The following is a 15,180-nucleotide window of genomic DNA, read 5'->3' on the forward strand; positions in this document are numbered from 1 at the left end:
GACGTGAACAATCTGGGATGGTTGACCGCAGCATTCACTGTAAACGTTATTTTAGACTTCTGCGGCGCTTCACAGGAAAAAGTAGCAAAGTTAAGACAATCCATTTACGCCAGGTCTAAATATCGATATTATGTCACGCAAATTATTCTAGAAAAAAGCGGTTAAGTCCGTAGCGAGCACCCTTAGCTTTCGTAGCAGGACTTAACCGCTTTTTCTAGGATTATAACCGTACGACGTATTGTATTTGTATAGAGGAGAACCACATGAGTTTTTTTATTAGTAACGCTATGGCGGCTCAAGCGGGCCAACCAGCACAGGCCGATGGCACGTTTTCATTAATTATGATTGCAGCCATTTTTGTTTTATTCTATTTTATGCTCATCCGCCCTCAAAACAAGCGCGCCAAAGAGCACCGCGAATTAATCAGCAATTTAAAAAAAGGCGATGAAATCATCACCAGCGGGGGTGTTCTTGCTAAAGTTACTGCTTTAGAAGAGCAATATATTAAAGCCAATATCGCTGAAGGAATCGAAATTAATATCCAACGAACTGCCGTAAGCGCTGTATTGCCCAAGGGAACTTTGAAATCACTTTAAGTTTGTCGTAGAGACCCACCCATGCAAAATAAATACCCACTTTGGAAAAACCTGATGTTGGTGTTCATCACCGTCATTGGTCTGATTTACGCGATCCCTAACTTGTATAGCGAAGATCCTGTCGTCCAGGTATCTTCTGAAAAAACAGTGGATCCACAACAGTTAGAACAGGAAGTAAAAAGCTTACTTGAAAAAGCTAAGCTAAAGTATCTTGGTATTGAAACGCGAAAAGATGGCATTGAAGTCCGCTTTGCATCGACTGATACTCAATTGTTGGCCAAGGATGTGATTCGAAGCGGTTTAGATAAAGACTATACCGTGGCATTGAATCTGGCATCATCAACGCCATCTTGGTTAATAGCTATTGGCGCTGAACCAATGAAGCAGGGGTTGGATTTGCGGGGTGGAGTGCATTTCTTATTAGAAGTGGATGTGGATAGCGTGATTAATCGCCGCTATGAAGGGATCATGAAAAGCATCAGTCAGAATTTACGCGAGGCGGGTGTTCGCTATTCTGGCATACGATACCTGGCAGATAAGGGCGTAAAGATTCATTTTCGTAATCAAGATGCTCTGGAAAGCGCTTACACAGAGCTCAATGATAAAATGCCAGGACTGAATTTTACAAAATCTAAAATCACGATGGATCTTACCGCTAGCTTAACGCCTAGTGAACTCAGTACCATCCGTCAAAATACTATCGAACAAACCATGAGTATTCTTCGTAATCGAGTGAATGAGCTTGGTGTTGGAGAAGCGGTAGTACAGCAACAGGGTGCGACTCGCGTAGCGGTTGATTTACCAGGAATTCAAGATGCGGCACGCGCGAAGCAAATTCTTGGAGGAACCGCCACCTTACAATTCCATTTGGTCGATCAAGAACATGACGCCCAGATTGCTAAACAAACCGGTGCTGTTCCGGTTAACAGTAAATTATACATGATGGATGGACAGCCCATTTTATTAAAACGGCAAGTTGTCCTAAGTGGTGATTCGATTACTAGCGCCGTCTCCAGTTTTGATCAGCAAACTGCATCACCCGCTGTACAAGTTCAGCTTGGCGGTGGTGGTGAAACCTTCTTTACCAAAGTTACTCGTGAAAACATTGGTAAGCGAATGGCTATTGTATTTGTTGAAAGCAAAACGAGACTGGAAGAAGTTGGTGGCGTGACAAAACGCGTTACCACGCGCGAAGAACGGGTTATTAGCGCTCCTGTTATTCAAAATGCCCTGGGAAATAATTTTCAAATCACGGGTCTTAAAGACACCAAAGAAGCGAGTAACTTGTCGTTACTGTTAAGAGCAGGAGCTTTGCCTGCGGCTATTTATCCTATTGAAGAGCGAACTGTTGGGCCAACGCTTGGTAAAGAAAATATTCGTCGTGGAATCATCTCTCTTGAGGTGGGTATGGGATTGATTTTAATCACCATGATTGTGTATTACCGCTTCTTTGGCCTAGTTGCCAATATTGCTTTGTTGCTAAACTTGGTGTTGTTATGCGCTGTCTTATCGTTGATAGGTGCGACGCTAACCCTTCCTGGTATTGCAGGGATTGTATTAACTGTGGGGATGGCTGTTGATGCGAACGTATTGATCTATGAACGAATCCGCGAAGAATTACGAAATGGGTTATCACCGCAGGCAGCCATTTTTGCAGGATATGATAGAGCATTTGCCACCATTATTGATGCCAATATTACAACGCTTATTGTTGGTTTAGTCTTGTTTGCAATAGGAACGGGTCCCGTGCGGGGGTTTGCGATTACGTTATCCATTGGATTACTGACATCTATGTTAACCGGCGTGACCTTTACACGAGCCATTGTAAATTGGTATTACGGCGGGAGAAATGTTAAAAAATTATCAATTGGGATTTAGGGGCGCACCAATCAATAATTTGCCCTTTGCAAGAAGCGACCGTAAGAGAGCATCTGACGATAGACTTTGTCTGCACAGAGCTCTCAAGGCGATAATCACAGTTTTCAAAAGAGAGGTTTAGATGGAATTATTTAATCCAAATTCCAATGTAGATTTTATGGGAGCACGCAAATGGACCGCGCTGTTTTCTATTTTGATTTTTATTGTTTCCATATCCGCGCTGGTGATTAATGGCTTACATTGGGGGCTCGATTTTACGGGTGGAACGCAAATAGAGGTCTCTTATAAACAGGCTGCCAATCTTCCTGAAATACGTGAAAAACTGTTTGATGCTGGCTTCAAAGAAGCTCAGGTCGTTAGCTATGGCACATCAAAAGACGTTTTAATCAGCATCGCACCTAGAACCGATATTGATCAAACCCTATTGGTGGACAAAGTTATGGAAAAACTACCTGGAGCGACTAAGCAGCGGGTAGAATTTGTAGGGCCTCAAGTTGGAAAAGAACTGGCAACCAAAGGAGCTTTAGCAATAATTGTCTCTTTACTTGGAACAATGATTTATATTGCTCTACGTTTTGAGTATCGCTTGGCATTTAGCTCAGCGGTAGCCCTAGTTCATGATCCCGTGCTGATTTTAGGGGTATTCGCCATGTTTGGGGTCGAGTTTGATCTTAAGGCCCTGGCAGGATTATTAGCCGTGATTGGATACTCTCTCAACGACACGATCGTTGTATTTGATCGCGTGCGTGAGAATTTTATTAAAATACGTCGAGCCAGCCCTGTGGAAGTTATGAATACGTCCATTAACCAAACCCTGTCACGAACCATCATGACGTCTGTGCTGACCTTGTTCGTAGTGGTTTCATTGTTTATTTACGGTGGTGAATCAATTCACGGGTTTGCTTTAGCGCTGATTATTGGTATCGTGATTGGAACTTATTCATCCATTTATGTTGCAGGGGCTTTAGCGGTAAGCATGGGGCTGGATAGAAAAGACTTTATGCCCGTGCAACGCAAAGAAATCGACGAGCGCCCATAATTCAACCATCATTAAAAAAACCTAGCTTGTGGCTGGTACTCCTGGATTGCTTAAGCCGCAAGCGACTTCGCAAAGACAACTAAGCCATGTGTGTCGCTTAGCATTAGCATCATGGCTAGTTTACTCCTAAAGTCGTTCCGTCATTGCGAACCAGCCAAGCTGGTGTGGTAATCCAGAGATCTCGGCCAGAACGTTTTGATCGTTTCGGCTGTACGTGGCTTTGCAATGACGAATCGATATTTCTGATGTTTTGCTACCCCTTGCTGCTGAATTATGGTTACAGCCCAGTGCCGCTGGAACTAATCTTCTAGCAACTTGTCGATTTTAGCAGCGCAGATGAAATCGTTTTGGGTTAAGCCGTCTAATGCATGCGTGGTAAACGTTACATTGCAATAATTATATCCAACTTCTAGATCAGGGTGATGATTCTCAATATTTGCTATCCAAGCTACCGCATTGACAAAGGCCATGGTTTCATAAAAGTTCTTAAAGGAAAACTTGCGATGAATCTGCTTATGATTAAGAGATACCTCCCAGGAGTCATGCAATTGGGGCATGAGATTGTTAATTTGTTCAGCGTTTAAAGCCGATCCTATGCCTTCGCATGATTCGCAATGTTTAGCGCTTAAATCACTGGTCATATTTTTTCCTTAGTGCAATATCGTTGTTATTTGTACCTTAGGCATTCTTCTAATGCGTCCAAGAAGCGAATATTCTGCTGCATTGTGCCTACGGTAATTCGTAAGAAATTATCCATACGGTAAGGATGAAGAGGTCGAACAATAATGCCATAACGAAGTAAGCTTTGGTAGAGAGGCCCCGCATCCTTCTGGAAATCCACCGTGATAAAATTTCCAGCGGTAGGAAGCCAAGTTAATTTAAATTTTTTTAAGCCCAATTTTAATTGCGCTAACCCTTGTTGATTGAGCGCTAACGTTTCCTGAATAAATTGTTCATCTCCTAAAGCAGCATTCGCCGCGACTAAGGCCGCGTAGTTTACAAAAAAAGGGGGGCTAATTCTTGTCAACAAGGCCGTTACTTCCGGTGCGGCAATGGCATACCCTAGGCGAAGCCCAGCGAGGCCATAGGCCTTTGAAAAGGTACGTGTGATAATGAGGTTTGGATAATGTTGTAACAATTGGAGGCTATCATTTTCTTGATCCTCAGAATTATATTCCACATAGGCTTCGTCAAGAACTAACAAGGTTGATTCTGGTATGTGGTTCAGTAGGTACTCAATGTCTCGATGTTTTACTGGGATTCCTGTGGGGTTATTGGGATTGGGCAGAAAAATAACAGCAGTATGTTCATTGCAAGCGGAAGCCATAGCCTTGATATCAACCGTCCAGTGCTCATCTACTGGCGTACTCACCACAGGAACGCCTAAAATTTTTGAATAAATTGCGTAAGAGCTGAACGCATAATTATGGGTTAAGACGTGTTTTTCTTGGTGTAGCGCAAAGCAATTAATAATCAGAGGAATAAGCATGTCGGTGCCATTGCCAAGCGTGATCATATCAGGTGTTATGCCTAATTTCGTACTGAGGTTTTTCAAAAGCGGGCTGTGATAGGGTGAAGGATACCTGGCTATCGCATGGCCGGAAAGTGCTGATAAGGCTTTGGTAACTTTATGACTACAGCCAAGTGGATTTTCGTTACTGGCTAATTTGATGATATCCGTCAAGCCTAGCTCATCCGCAAGTTGCTCGATAGACTTGCCAGGAATGTAAGGAGAAAGCGTTTGGATTCCTGGATGGGGGAGTACGTGGTAATCACAAGCCATAAGTCTTTCTCCTGAAGATTTATTATAAGGTTAGAGCGCTAAAGCAATAACGATATAAACAAGGTGACTAAATAAAATCTATACAGCAAATCGACCAGGCTAAAGGTCATGAGTATATATTAACGAACCTGGAGTCAAAAGGAAATTGTTGTTAAATAATGATTGCATCGATGGAAGGGGTCAAGTTATTCTATGCACGGACCAACCTCAGGATGAACAAACCATGCACCAAACCAATGGATTTTCTTTAACTGAAGTGCTGATTTCACTCGCCTTAATCACGACGATTTCACTGGCTTTATTGCATCAGCAATGGCAAATGACTCGAGTCTTTAATCAATTTCACCTTCAAAACCATGCCTTAAACGAATTGGACTCTATGTCTGAAGAAGTCCGGCTTGAGTTTTTTAACCCGTCTATGTTTCAGCGTACGATCATTAACCGTAATAAGGAGTCGGAACTTGAAATTGCCTGGAATGAGCCCGTACTGCAAGTTGATGGCCACCGTTCGCTTAAGCGCCGCCTATTGTTAGGATGAAATGCCATCGCTTGGGCTTTAGCCTTACTGAAGTTTTAATCGGGATGTTTATATCCAGTATTTTGGTATTAATGGTCATCAATCAATTTTTGAGCGTAAAACATCATGTGCAATATATAAGTCATGCCATGGAGCAAGATATTGAATTGCAGTTAGTGGTGGATTTAATGCGCCACAGTATTCGACATGCTGGATTTACTCCCTGTTTGAATTTAGAACACTTGGTTACCGCTGATCGGACTCAACAAAACCGATCATTAAGCGCTTTAAACATCGAGCAAGGCACATCAAGGATACGCATTCAACGAATGAATGAATCATTTGAGATGGTTGAAGTCTTATTAAGCGATCAAACCCTTTTAACGGGTAAAGCATTTAAAACCAATCAATTGGTACTCATTGCAGACTGCTATCACGCGGAGGTTCAGAAGATACATCGCGTACGTACCAAGGGAGACAAAGTTATGATAACCCTGGAAAAGCCATTCTTATTTAATTTTCATGAGCCCATTTACATTGGCCACTGGATTAACGAAGAATACTTGATACAAAGAAACAACCACTCCGAGTCACTCTTTTACAAACAAAACCACAAGGAAGAGCTAACTCCTCTTGTCAAATCAATGACAATTTCACTAGTTACTCAACCGGTAGGCAAAATTGTGCGAATCCATCTAGAGATGCTCAATGAACAGAACAAGCAATTTAGTGTACGGTTGCGCTAACCACGGGATGGTGTTTTTTACCACTCTGTTAATGATAGCCACATTAACACTGTTGATATTATCTTTAATGCAAGGCGTTTTTTTGTACTCCAAGTTTAATACTCAAAGCCTGGCTCGTCATGAAGCGTTTTATCAATTGGAAAGTGCGGTAAGTCTTATCGCATCAGATCTCACATCTTATGCTAGAAATGAGTGTGTCATTCAGGATAATCATCCTAATTCTGCAATTAATATCATTCCAGATAAAGGATGTAGTATTGAACGCGAAGGAAAAGTATTTAAATTTGTCGTTAGCGATTTAGGGCATTACGAATGCGTTCTCATTGTGAGAAATAATGAGCATAGTGGAAGTCATCATTGGTTGATCACTGCTAGCGAAGATTCCAAGACTGTTTTACAAATTCGTTATGCGACGGTTGAGTCTCAAGGAGAATGCCAGCATCAACCTATTTATTTAGCCTCAGAGGGCAAGCTCAGTTGGCGATTAATTAATGTTAATCTGGTCTAAACGGGTCCGGTGAGGATTCTTCCTGTTTCCTAAGGTCCTCAAGAGTGGATTTCATGTCTTTAATCGATTTGGCCAGTCCTTGGGTTTTGTTTCTATGAAATAAACCTAATCCAACCACTCCTGAAGCTGTGGCCCCAGCTACGCCAGCTTTTAAGCCTGCCGTTCCAGCAACAGCGAGCAACAAACTGGTTCCACCGCTTGGGATAGCTGCTAAAACGCCAGCCACCACTAAGGCAATACAGCCAAAGATGGCAAGAGCAGCCCCAAGTGTTCGCCATTTTGGGGAGGCATGACCAGAAACTTCTTTTGAAAGACCGGCTAATTTACGAATATTGACTTCGTCTTCTGGTGCGTGTAAGGCTCGATCGCTGCAAGATAATACCAAGGTTAAATCTGAAATTTCCTTTGAAGTGAGCTGTGCCCTTTTAGAAATTAGTTTAACCTGCTTCAGGATAATCTTTCCCTGGACGAATAGTTTATGGTTGTTGCTATTTCCAGAGAGGTTCTGAGCTAAGGCTTGTAAGCTGGATTCAAAAGCCTGTAATTGTTGCTCATACGCCTCGTTCGCTTTTTTACTCGGTGTTTTAAGCCAGCTGACGGAACCAATAGGGTTACTCAAGTTTAAATCAGCGCTTTCACGATAAAATTGTGCGTTCGCCTGTTCATTAAACGTAGCACCAGATCTAGAAACAGTTTTCATTCCAGGTGAGCCGGAGATATGATGACTTGCTATTTCAGCGGCATTACCGCCTTCTGCACGCATACTTTGAATAGAGTCAGTGTTAAGCCTATGAACTTTATAGTGCTTTTCCATCCAGGTTTGTATTGCTTTCTCAACGATGGTTCCCGTTCGGTCTTGTCCGCTGGCGCAATGAACCACGCTTAATGTTTCTGGTGTGCGGCAGGCTTTTAGCACCACTTCGACCGCGCTCCTAGCGCGCGTTGCTTTGGCTAAAGGAGCGATACCACTTGGTCGATGATCTCCGGCATCAAAGGTTAAACTGGGTGCCAAATCAAGGCTACGAGCCGTACCTATGATGTTAACGGGAATATAGGATAAATCGTCCTGATTGTCGTTATTATCACGAGTCGCTTGATAGAGATGGCGAATCATAATGTGCTGATTTTCATGATAAGAATCAGTATTAAGAGTGGTAAGATGAAGCTTTAATACTCTTTCAGAAGCTCTTGGGATTATTTCTTGAGCGGCTTGACGAATTTGCTCTAAGTTTTCACACGTGTGATCCTGTATCCGTTTGGCTGACTCTCCTTTTCCAACATAGACTGGAACCCCAGTTCTTGCCATCCATAACGTATCTTCAGGGAATGCATCTTTTGTTCGAGCCACTTCAATATGTTGTGGTTCAACATTAAAAAATAATTCATTTTTAACAATAAAAGCATTTCTTGCACCAATTAAATGAATTTTTCGACTTTGGGCCGGTAGGGCACGGTCGTCTTGGCTCATTAATTCCGCAAAGCAGGCATTGGCTTGTTGCGTAGCTAATGTTTGTGCCGTTTGAGCGGTTTTATCGGCAGCAACAGGGTAGGGGTTTAAATCAAAAGTGGTTGCTAGCACCTGTTTTTGCATGTCCGTTTTTTTAGTGACAGGATATTGCGTTTCACGTTGAAAAACCTTGTTTTGAGCATCATAGGTTAGGGTTACTAAGGGCCGCGCAGGTACTAATAAGCTTGATAAAACTCGATAATGGCTCAGTAATTTTTTACAATCTTTTCCAGTTTCACATCCTTGGGTAAGATTGGCTTCATAGAGTTGCCGTACTAACAATGTATCAAAGTCTTTTTCTAAGGTTTTAATGGCTCGAAGTTTTGCTTGTTTGCTGTTGTTGCTATGGACTTTAGTAAGGACGTTTTCTACTAACTTAGCAAATTCATCTTTTATTTCGGTTCGTAGCTTCTTACTTAGCTCTTCGTTAGGGTATTTTTGAGCAATAACATAGTCAATGGGACGAAGACGAGATAAACATCTTAGTAGGGTATTGTTCGCCTCAATGACTGGAGCAGTATGCAAAATTCTCTCAGCAAGAGGAGTGGACTTCGTAGCATCACGAACCCATTCATTGTTTTCACATAATTTAGAAACAATCCCAAATTGTGCGTCGCTGTGCTCTCGAAAAAGATCAACCATTTGATCGTAAATCCCTTGCCCATTGGCTTCATTTGGCAAGTCGTTAGCTTGGATTTTCTGTACTAATACATCCACGTTCAATTGACTATGATCTTTTCTTAATCGTTGATACAGTTGCGAATGAGTCTGTGGCATTATTTTACCTAAAATATGATTTTCTTAAATTAAGTATATCTCTAAAAGATTACGTAAATATGAACATTAAGAAAAAAAATTATTTCCTCAGTTTTTTAGCCATCACTTCATCAAAAAGACATTTTTTCTCTTCAGGTAAGAATTCGCGTAGGCGGTACAAAAGTTCAAAGAATTAAAATTTAAAAGCTTTAAAGCTAAGTTCAGCCTCCTCCTCAAAGAAAGCTTCGACGTGAGTATTATCGTCAAAAAAACGGCTGTACGAGCGGAAATCTTGCCGTGAAGAAGACCTCTGCTCATCACTATTTTCTTCTTTATCTACACCGCTCGCTTCTTCATCCTCACTGCTTGATTTATCCGTAAAACAGACACTGTCCTTATCCGACTCAAACGAAAAATCCCTATCACCACGACTTGAAGAGGTATAGGACAAAATTTGTACGTCATTGGAAAGATAATCCCGCGCTTCTTCTATATGATAATTTTCTCCTTTGCCAAGCATACTATCCAGGGTAACAAGATGCTCATAAGGTTCTTCAGTAGAATCATGGCCGTGGATAAATTTTAAGCGATAGGAGTAGAGGGTATGGTTGGCGGGTCTATCTAAAATTTCATGGTTTCGATTCCAAATGAGGAACTCAACGGGATTAGAATGAGTATTATGAAATTTCCATGAACGATGCTTAATGGAGGATATAAAGTTAACCTTTTCTTCTAGAACGGCTTTTGAAAAATTTAAGTTAATTTGCTGAATGGTCAAGGCCAACTCTTGCGGGCTGTCCTCACGATAAACTACTTCAAACAAATCAGCTAGCGCTTCAATCACGCTAAGGTCAATCTTCGCGTGGGAAAAAATAGTGATCTCTTTTCCGTATTTATCCAGAGAACAGGAGAGTAATTTTAAATGCGGTTTATAATGCCGGTTGATAATACGATATATTTCGTCAAGGAAAACAATGCCTCGCTGAATTAATGAGTCAAGATTTCTAAGTGAAATGCGTTGAAAATAAACAATTAATTCTGAATCAAATACTCCAGTCTTATCATAAGATTCGTAGGCGTCAACGAACGCTATGCCATGATTGGATAATAAAATTTCAAATTTGAGATCGTTTTGATGAATTATCTCAAGCATTTTTAAAACAAAATAATCGTTTTGACCTCGATCGCCTAATTCATCGCCTAGAAACCTGACGAACACTTCCTGGTTAATAACCTTAAGGGAGGAAATCAGTTGGTTAAATTCAGCGATACTCTCGGAAGTAAGCTTCCATTCTGGTAAACAATAGATGTCTACGATTCGGTCATAGTTTTCTTTGGGGAGTTCACAAATTCCGTGGCGTAGTAAGCTGTGCAATAGATTCAGAGCATTGCCGTGCAAATCACCGAAGGTAATTTCAGACACTGCCTCATGCTTTTCGGGTGCTGGGCACTGAAAAATATCCACGTTTCTTGTGATGAGTTGACCAACCATATGTATTCCAGCCTTATTAATTTACCCTATTCGTCTTATTCATTTTTCGCATGCTGAAATTAAATGTCAAGAACAGTACTTATACCCGTGATCGTTCAATATTAAGGTCGTTTAAAATCGATGTATTAGCGATGCACCAATCAAGGTGCATCGAACAAGGCTAAGGACGAGAAATTTGCTTTAACGCTTCACCAACGAGTTCATCACGCGAATAATGGGAGGCGATATCGCCTAAAGAAATAACGCCCAATAAGTTTTTATCGTCATTCAAAACCATCAAGCGATGAATTTGTTTATTTTTCATTTTTTGGGTGGCTTCTTCAACTTTATCAGTTTCAAAGCAATAATAAACATCAGAATCCATCACCGATTTTACGGGGGTTGTGGCTTCTTTTTTATCAGCAAGTCCGTTAATTATAATGTCTCTGTCTGTTACGGTACCTACGATTTCATCGGTGGTTTCATCCACAACGGGCAAAAAGCCCGTATCAAACTTTTTCATCTTTGAGGCCGCTTCGATAATGGTGTTATTCGTCGTGACGTATTCCGGGCTGTAGGTCATAATGTCTCTAACGTGCATAATGGACTCCTTATTATTTTAGTCAATTCCTTTTCTTGCTGAATTAAGAATAGATTACTTTTCTGAAACTTCAATTTAAGGAAAAATTAATCAAGAGGAACACATCGCTCTGGCATGGAGTGTCTGACTGATTATGGTTATTGGCGTTGATGATCTGTTTGCCCGTAGGCATTCTTTTTTTATTAGATAATTTCTTTACTTTAGTTGCGCCATCAACCCCCAAGACGGGTATTTGATCAAATGTGCTAACTAATCTAGGTTCATAATAAGAACCGTGAGTTTAAGAAAAGGAATTTGATGCTATGAAAGATAAAAAGCTGACATCCAAACCAATGAAATCTGGCCTTCATTTGTTCACTTTAGCTGGATTTGATGTCCGATTAGATTTCTCTTGGCTGATTCTTGCCTTTCTCGTGACATGGACGCTTGCTGTCGGTTATTTCCCGGCAAATTATCCAGATTTTTCCGCAGGAACGTATTGGATTATGGGGGTATTTGGCGTCATTGGGCTTTTTTTGTCCATTGTGTTTCATGAGCTTTGTCATTCGTTGGTTGGTCGTAGATATGGTATACCCATGGAAGGGATCACGTTATTTATTTTTGGCGGAATTGCCAATATGACCGATATGCCGCCGAATCCAAAATCTGAATTTTTAATGGCTGTGGTTGGGCCAATATTTAGCTTAGCTCTAGGGATAGGGTTTTATTGTCTAGCCCAACTGGGCTACTACTTGCAATGGCAAGATCAAGTGACCGGTGTGATTCAGTATTTATTTATTATTAATATTATTCTTGGAATTTTTAATCTATTGCCAGCGTTTCCCCTTGATGGAGGAAGATTATTACGTGCGACCTTATGGTGGTGGAAACAAGACTTAAAATGGGCAACCGATATCGCCTGCAAAGGTGGGGCAGTGTTGGGGTTTACCTTAATTATGCTTGGTGTTCTTCAGTTTTTATGGGGCGCTATAATTTCGGGTATTTGGCTATTTATTCTAGGATTTTTCCTGCAATATATTTCCAAAACCTCTTATCAGAACGTGTTGATTCGACAAGTATTTACCGATGAGCCTGTTAAAGCTTATGCTAAAACAGATGTCGTGACGGTTGATCAAAACGTGACGATTGATACTTTAATGTCCGATTATTTTTTACAGCATTATCATAAGCTTTATCCAGTTGTGAAACAAAACAAGTTAGTGGGGTGTATTTCACTAAAGGATGTTAAAGCGCTGGATAAAGAACAATGGTCTTCAACTAAAGTCAGCGACGTTATGCGTCCTTGTTCGGAAACGACCGTCATTGATGCGGATACCAAAGTGATGAAAGCGTTGCTGACCATGAACGCGAACAATATTAGCCGTATGATCGTGACGAAAAATAATAAGCTCTATGGGATTCTAACGCTTAAAGATTTAATGAACGTTGTCTCCGTCAAATTGGCTCTTGAGGAGTCGTAAATTGGCTTATGGCTGCGTTGATTGATCATGCGTTTTTCGGCTCTTTGACAAAAATGTATGATCAGGATGAAGGTGAGTAATAACGATGAATTCAGGATCATCGTCTAAAAAGGATTCCTACCCACAATCGAGCAAAAACGTATCATCAATTAATAAACCAGAATGATGAGAATGATGAGAATGATAAGGCGCTGAAGGTTCAACTTCACGCCGAGTCCCTAACACCTTTATTTTCATAATTTCATCTTCACCACGATACTTGTCTTTAAGAAACCGATTGTCGCTTAAGTAATTCTAGTTCTGGATTGCCACACAAGTCAGCTTGTTTTATAACGTATATTAATTTATTGTTTAAAATAACTCTTTTTTCCAGTTTCTTGAGCGTGGATGAATAGTCAACATGACACCGCTTCTAAGGATTTATTTCCCCCTTATCTAAAAAACCATGAGGGACATGATCGTCTTGTGGGATTTGAAATTGAATATGTGGGTATTTCGATTGAAGAATCCATCCAACTCTTAAAAAATCTTTTTTCGGGAAATATTAAGCGGCTCAATCAAAATGAATACGTATTAAAAGACTCATGCCTTGGCGAATTTAAAGTGGAGCTGGATGCGCATCTTTTAAAGCAGCTGGCGGCTGAATCAGAAAAAAATCGACAAGAAAATAAAATTGATATCAAAGGCTATATTCATCGGTTTATTTCTTCAGCACTTGATGAAATTATCCCAATAGAAATCATAACCCCGCCCGTGACTATTCAATCCATTCAATCATTGGATCCGATTGTAGAAGATCTACGTGAACATGGGGCAAAGGGGACATACACCTCAAAAATTGCGGCGTTTGGGGTACATATTAATCCTGATGTTCCTTCTTTATCCGCTGCCTGTATTCTAAGTTATTTGCGTGCGTATGTGTTGCTTAGTGATTGGCTAAGAAATGAAATTGATGTTGATTTTAGTCGAGCGGCATCCCCCTTTATTAATGAGTACCCGCAGGCGTACAAAAAAATGATTTTGCAGTCCGACTATCAACCAACCATGCATACCTTAATAGATGATTATATTCGCTACAATCGTACGCGTAACCGCGCGTTAGATATGTTGCCATTATTTATGTATATTGATGAACAAACGGTGAAAGAAAAAATAGGCTCAAAATTGATTCATGCACGCCCTACGCTTCATTATCGTCTAGCGAATTCGAATTTAAATTTGCCTGATTGGAATTTCACAACCGAATGGAGACGGTGGCTGTACATCGAAAAGCTTGCAGCGAATGATTCTGTGCAAGAGGAGATGGCGAAAGAATACTTAGCTTTGGAGCGGCAATCCATTTTTTTAAATAAAGATAAATGGATTAATACCACTTCAAATTATCTGCAAGCGTTATGAGCAATCGACCTGTTATTGCTATTACCCACTCCGTTAACCAATCGAGAGTAGCAATTTTTTTTGTGAAATTAGCCATTTGGTTAGCAGGCGGCACTGCTAAATGCATCACTGCACAAAAAAATTCAAATTTTTTTGATTATGATGGTTTGGTTTTATGTGGGGGAGTGGATATAAATCCTGAGTTATATGGGGATACGAAAAAGCAGGGCTACCCCTATGAACCCGAACGCGATGAATTAGAGCTTGCTCATTTAACCTTGGCCGAGAAAAAAAATATCCCCGTGTTTGGTCTATGTCGGGGGTGTCAGCTCATGAATGTATTTCGTTCTGGAACGCTTCATTTAGACATCGTGAAAGCGTATGAAAAAGCGCAATACCCATCAAATCTAATAGGCTATATCTTCTTTAGAAAAATGATTTATATCGAGAAAGAAAGTAAATTATTTGTACTAGTACAAAAATCTGAGATAAAAGTGAATAGTCTTCATAAGCAATCTATCAGTCAACTCGGGCGTGACCTTGTGATTAGCGCTTCTGAAAAAAATAAAATCGTGCAATGCATCGAAGATCCAAGAAAACAATTTTTTTTAGGCGTGCAGTTTCATCCTGAGTTTTTAATTTATAAAAACTACTTCCGCAATCTTTTTAGAGCCCTAGTGCGATCAACCAAACCCACCGCGTAAATTTGATCTGGGAAATCAATCATATTCAAAATGCGGCAGGGCGAAAAAGAAAAAGCATAAATCACGCATTTTGAACGATTACGGGTATAGAAAGGCACTGGTAAATTTCGTACCTTCCTGCCCCTGTACATGACAAAAAACCTGTCATGCCCGCGCAGGCGGGCAACCATCCATCAAAATAATCCGATGCCCAAATCAAGCCACTGGGGGTTGTTTTGCTCGATAAGGTTTATTTTC

Annotated in this window: 14 protein-coding genes; 9 read left to right on the top strand and 5 right to left on the bottom strand. The window is 40.7% G+C overall.

The features are described 5' to 3' along the window. Positions 1-263 precede the first annotated feature (263 nt). The 3 genes from yajC to secF all read left to right on the top strand — a co-directional run bounded on the left by yajC (position 264) and on the right by secF (position 3,513). Complete coding sequence (gene yajC, locus E1O47_RS10300) at positions 264-596, top strand: preprotein translocase subunit YajC (protein ID WP_133131174.1); 333 nt, start codon at positions 264-266, stop codon at positions 594-596. Between the two features lie 21 nt (positions 597-617). After that, on the top strand, positions 618-2,474 hold the full coding sequence (secD, locus tag E1O47_RS10305) for a protein translocase subunit SecD (RefSeq protein ID WP_133131175.1): 1,857 nt from the start codon (positions 618-620) through the stop codon (positions 2,472-2,474). Between the two features lie 121 nt (positions 2,475-2,595). Next, entirely contained in the window at positions 2,596-3,513 is a 918-nt protein-coding gene (gene secF / locus E1O47_RS10310) for a protein translocase subunit SecF (RefSeq protein ID WP_133131176.1), read from the top strand. A 299-nt stretch (positions 3,514-3,812) separates the two neighbouring features. Here secF and E1O47_RS10315 read toward each other — a convergent pair whose 3' ends face one another. Next, positions 3,813-4,154: a 4a-hydroxytetrahydrobiopterin dehydratase gene (locus E1O47_RS10315; RefSeq protein ID WP_133131177.1), complete on the bottom strand. Its 342-nt coding sequence runs from the start codon at positions 4,152-4,154 to the stop codon at positions 3,813-3,815. 26 nt (positions 4,155-4,180) lie between these two features. After that, the gene (gene hisC, locus E1O47_RS10320) at positions 4,181-5,296 is read right to left on the bottom strand and encodes a histidinol-phosphate transaminase (protein ID WP_133131178.1); all 1,116 of its coding nucleotides are present in this window, start codon (positions 5,294-5,296) and stop codon (positions 4,181-4,183) included. Positions 5,297-5,444: 148 nt separating this feature from the next. Here hisC and E1O47_RS10325 point away from each other — a divergent pair, with 148 nt between their 5' ends. The 3 genes from E1O47_RS10325 to E1O47_RS10335 are packed head-to-tail and all read left to right on the top strand — an operon-like array spanning position 5,445 to position 7,067. Continuing rightward, positions 5,445-5,834 carry a type IV pilus modification PilV family protein gene (locus E1O47_RS10325; protein WP_242602099.1) on the top strand — a complete coding sequence of 130 codons (390 nt, stop codon included), beginning with the start codon at positions 5,445-5,447 and terminating at the stop codon, positions 5,832-5,834. Then, a complete protein-coding gene (locus tag E1O47_RS10330; protein ID WP_133131179.1) occupies positions 5,831-6,559 on the top strand; it encodes a PilW family protein in 729 nt (242 codons plus the stop codon). The genes E1O47_RS10325 and E1O47_RS10330 overlap by 4 nt, the downstream gene beginning before the upstream one ends. Beyond that, complete coding sequence (locus tag E1O47_RS10335) at positions 6,522-7,067, top strand: hypothetical protein (RefSeq protein WP_133131180.1); 546 nt, start codon at positions 6,522-6,524, stop codon at positions 7,065-7,067. Before E1O47_RS10330 ends, E1O47_RS10335 begins: the two co-directional genes overlap by 38 nt. On the opposite strand, the gene E1O47_RS10340 is transcribed toward E1O47_RS10335, so the two are convergent. From E1O47_RS10340 to E1O47_RS10350, 3 genes are all read right to left on the bottom strand, one after another. After that, on the bottom strand, positions 7,054-9,351 hold the full coding sequence (locus E1O47_RS10340; RefSeq protein ID WP_133131181.1) for a hypothetical protein: 2,298 nt from the start codon (positions 9,349-9,351) through the stop codon (positions 7,054-7,056). The genes E1O47_RS10335 and E1O47_RS10340 overlap by 14 nt on opposite strands. A 172-nt stretch (positions 9,352-9,523) precedes the next feature. Continuing rightward, positions 9,524-10,822, bottom strand: a complete 1,299-nt coding sequence (gene wip, locus E1O47_RS10345) for a Dot/Icm T4SS effector Wip (RefSeq protein WP_133131182.1) — start codon at positions 10,820-10,822, stop codon at positions 9,524-9,526. Positions 10,823-10,982: 160 nt separating this feature from the next. After that, the gene (locus E1O47_RS10350) at positions 10,983-11,402 is read right to left on the bottom strand and encodes a CBS domain-containing protein (RefSeq protein WP_133131183.1); all 420 of its coding nucleotides are present in this window, start codon (positions 11,400-11,402) and stop codon (positions 10,983-10,985) included. A 302-nt stretch (positions 11,403-11,704) separates the two neighbouring features. On the opposite strand from E1O47_RS10350, the gene E1O47_RS10355 reads away from it, so the two are divergent. The 3 genes from E1O47_RS10355 to E1O47_RS10365 all read left to right on the top strand — a co-directional run bounded on the left by E1O47_RS10355 (position 11,705) and on the right by E1O47_RS10365 (position 14,943). Then, entirely contained in the window at positions 11,705-12,862 is a 1,158-nt protein-coding gene (locus E1O47_RS10355; RefSeq protein WP_133131184.1) for a site-2 protease family protein, read from the top strand. Positions 12,863-13,249: 387 nt separating this feature from the next. Then, positions 13,250-14,260, top strand: a complete 1,011-nt coding sequence (locus E1O47_RS10360; RefSeq protein WP_133131185.1) for an amidoligase family protein — start codon at positions 13,250-13,252, stop codon at positions 14,258-14,260. Next, on the top strand, positions 14,257-14,943 hold the full coding sequence (locus tag E1O47_RS10365; protein WP_133131186.1) for a gamma-glutamyl-gamma-aminobutyrate hydrolase family protein: 687 nt from the start codon (positions 14,257-14,259) through the stop codon (positions 14,941-14,943). Before E1O47_RS10360 ends, E1O47_RS10365 begins: the two co-directional genes overlap by 4 nt. The last annotated feature ends 237 nt before the right edge of the window (positions 14,944-15,180 follow it).

The sequence above is a fragment of the Legionella yabuuchiae genome, from assembly GCF_900640115.1.
GTDB classification, from domain to species: domain Bacteria; phylum Pseudomonadota; class Gammaproteobacteria; order Legionellales; family Legionellaceae; genus Legionella_A; species Legionella_A yabuuchiae.

Coding starts and splice junctions, on each gene's coding strand:
- E1O47_RS10315 (WP_133131177.1), bottom strand. CDS start 4,154: ATGACCAGTGATTTAAGCGCTAAACATTGCGAATCATGCGAAGGCATA.
- E1O47_RS10330 (WP_133131179.1), top strand. CDS start 5,831: ATGAAATGCCATCGCTTGGGCTTTAGCCTTACTGAAGTTTTAATCGGG.
- E1O47_RS10365 (WP_133131186.1), top strand. CDS start 14,257: ATGAGCAATCGACCTGTTATTGCTATTACCCACTCCGTTAACCAATCG.
- hisC (WP_133131178.1), bottom strand. CDS start 5,296: ATGGCTTGTGATTACCACGTACTCCCCCATCCAGGAATCCAAACGCTT.
- E1O47_RS10335 (WP_133131180.1), top strand. CDS start 6,522: ATGAACAGAACAAGCAATTTAGTGTACGGTTGCGCTAACCACGGGATG.
- E1O47_RS10355 (WP_133131184.1), top strand. CDS start 11,705: ATGAAAGATAAAAAGCTGACATCCAAACCAATGAAATCTGGCCTTCAT.
- secD (WP_133131175.1), top strand. CDS start 618: ATGCAAAATAAATACCCACTTTGGAAAAACCTGATGTTGGTGTTCATC.
- yajC (WP_133131174.1), top strand. CDS start 264: ATGAGTTTTTTTATTAGTAACGCTATGGCGGCTCAAGCGGGCCAACCA.
- secF (WP_133131176.1), top strand. CDS start 2,596: ATGGAATTATTTAATCCAAATTCCAATGTAGATTTTATGGGAGCACGC.
- E1O47_RS10350 (WP_133131183.1), bottom strand. CDS start 11,402: ATGCACGTTAGAGACATTATGACCTACAGCCCGGAATACGTCACGACG.
- wip (WP_133131182.1), bottom strand. CDS start 10,822: ATGGTTGGTCAACTCATCACAAGAAACGTGGATATTTTTCAGTGCCCA.
- E1O47_RS10340 (WP_133131181.1), bottom strand. CDS start 9,351: ATGCCACAGACTCATTCGCAACTGTATCAACGATTAAGAAAAGATCAT.
- E1O47_RS10360 (WP_133131185.1), top strand. CDS start 13,250: ATGAATAGTCAACATGACACCGCTTCTAAGGATTTATTTCCCCCTTAT.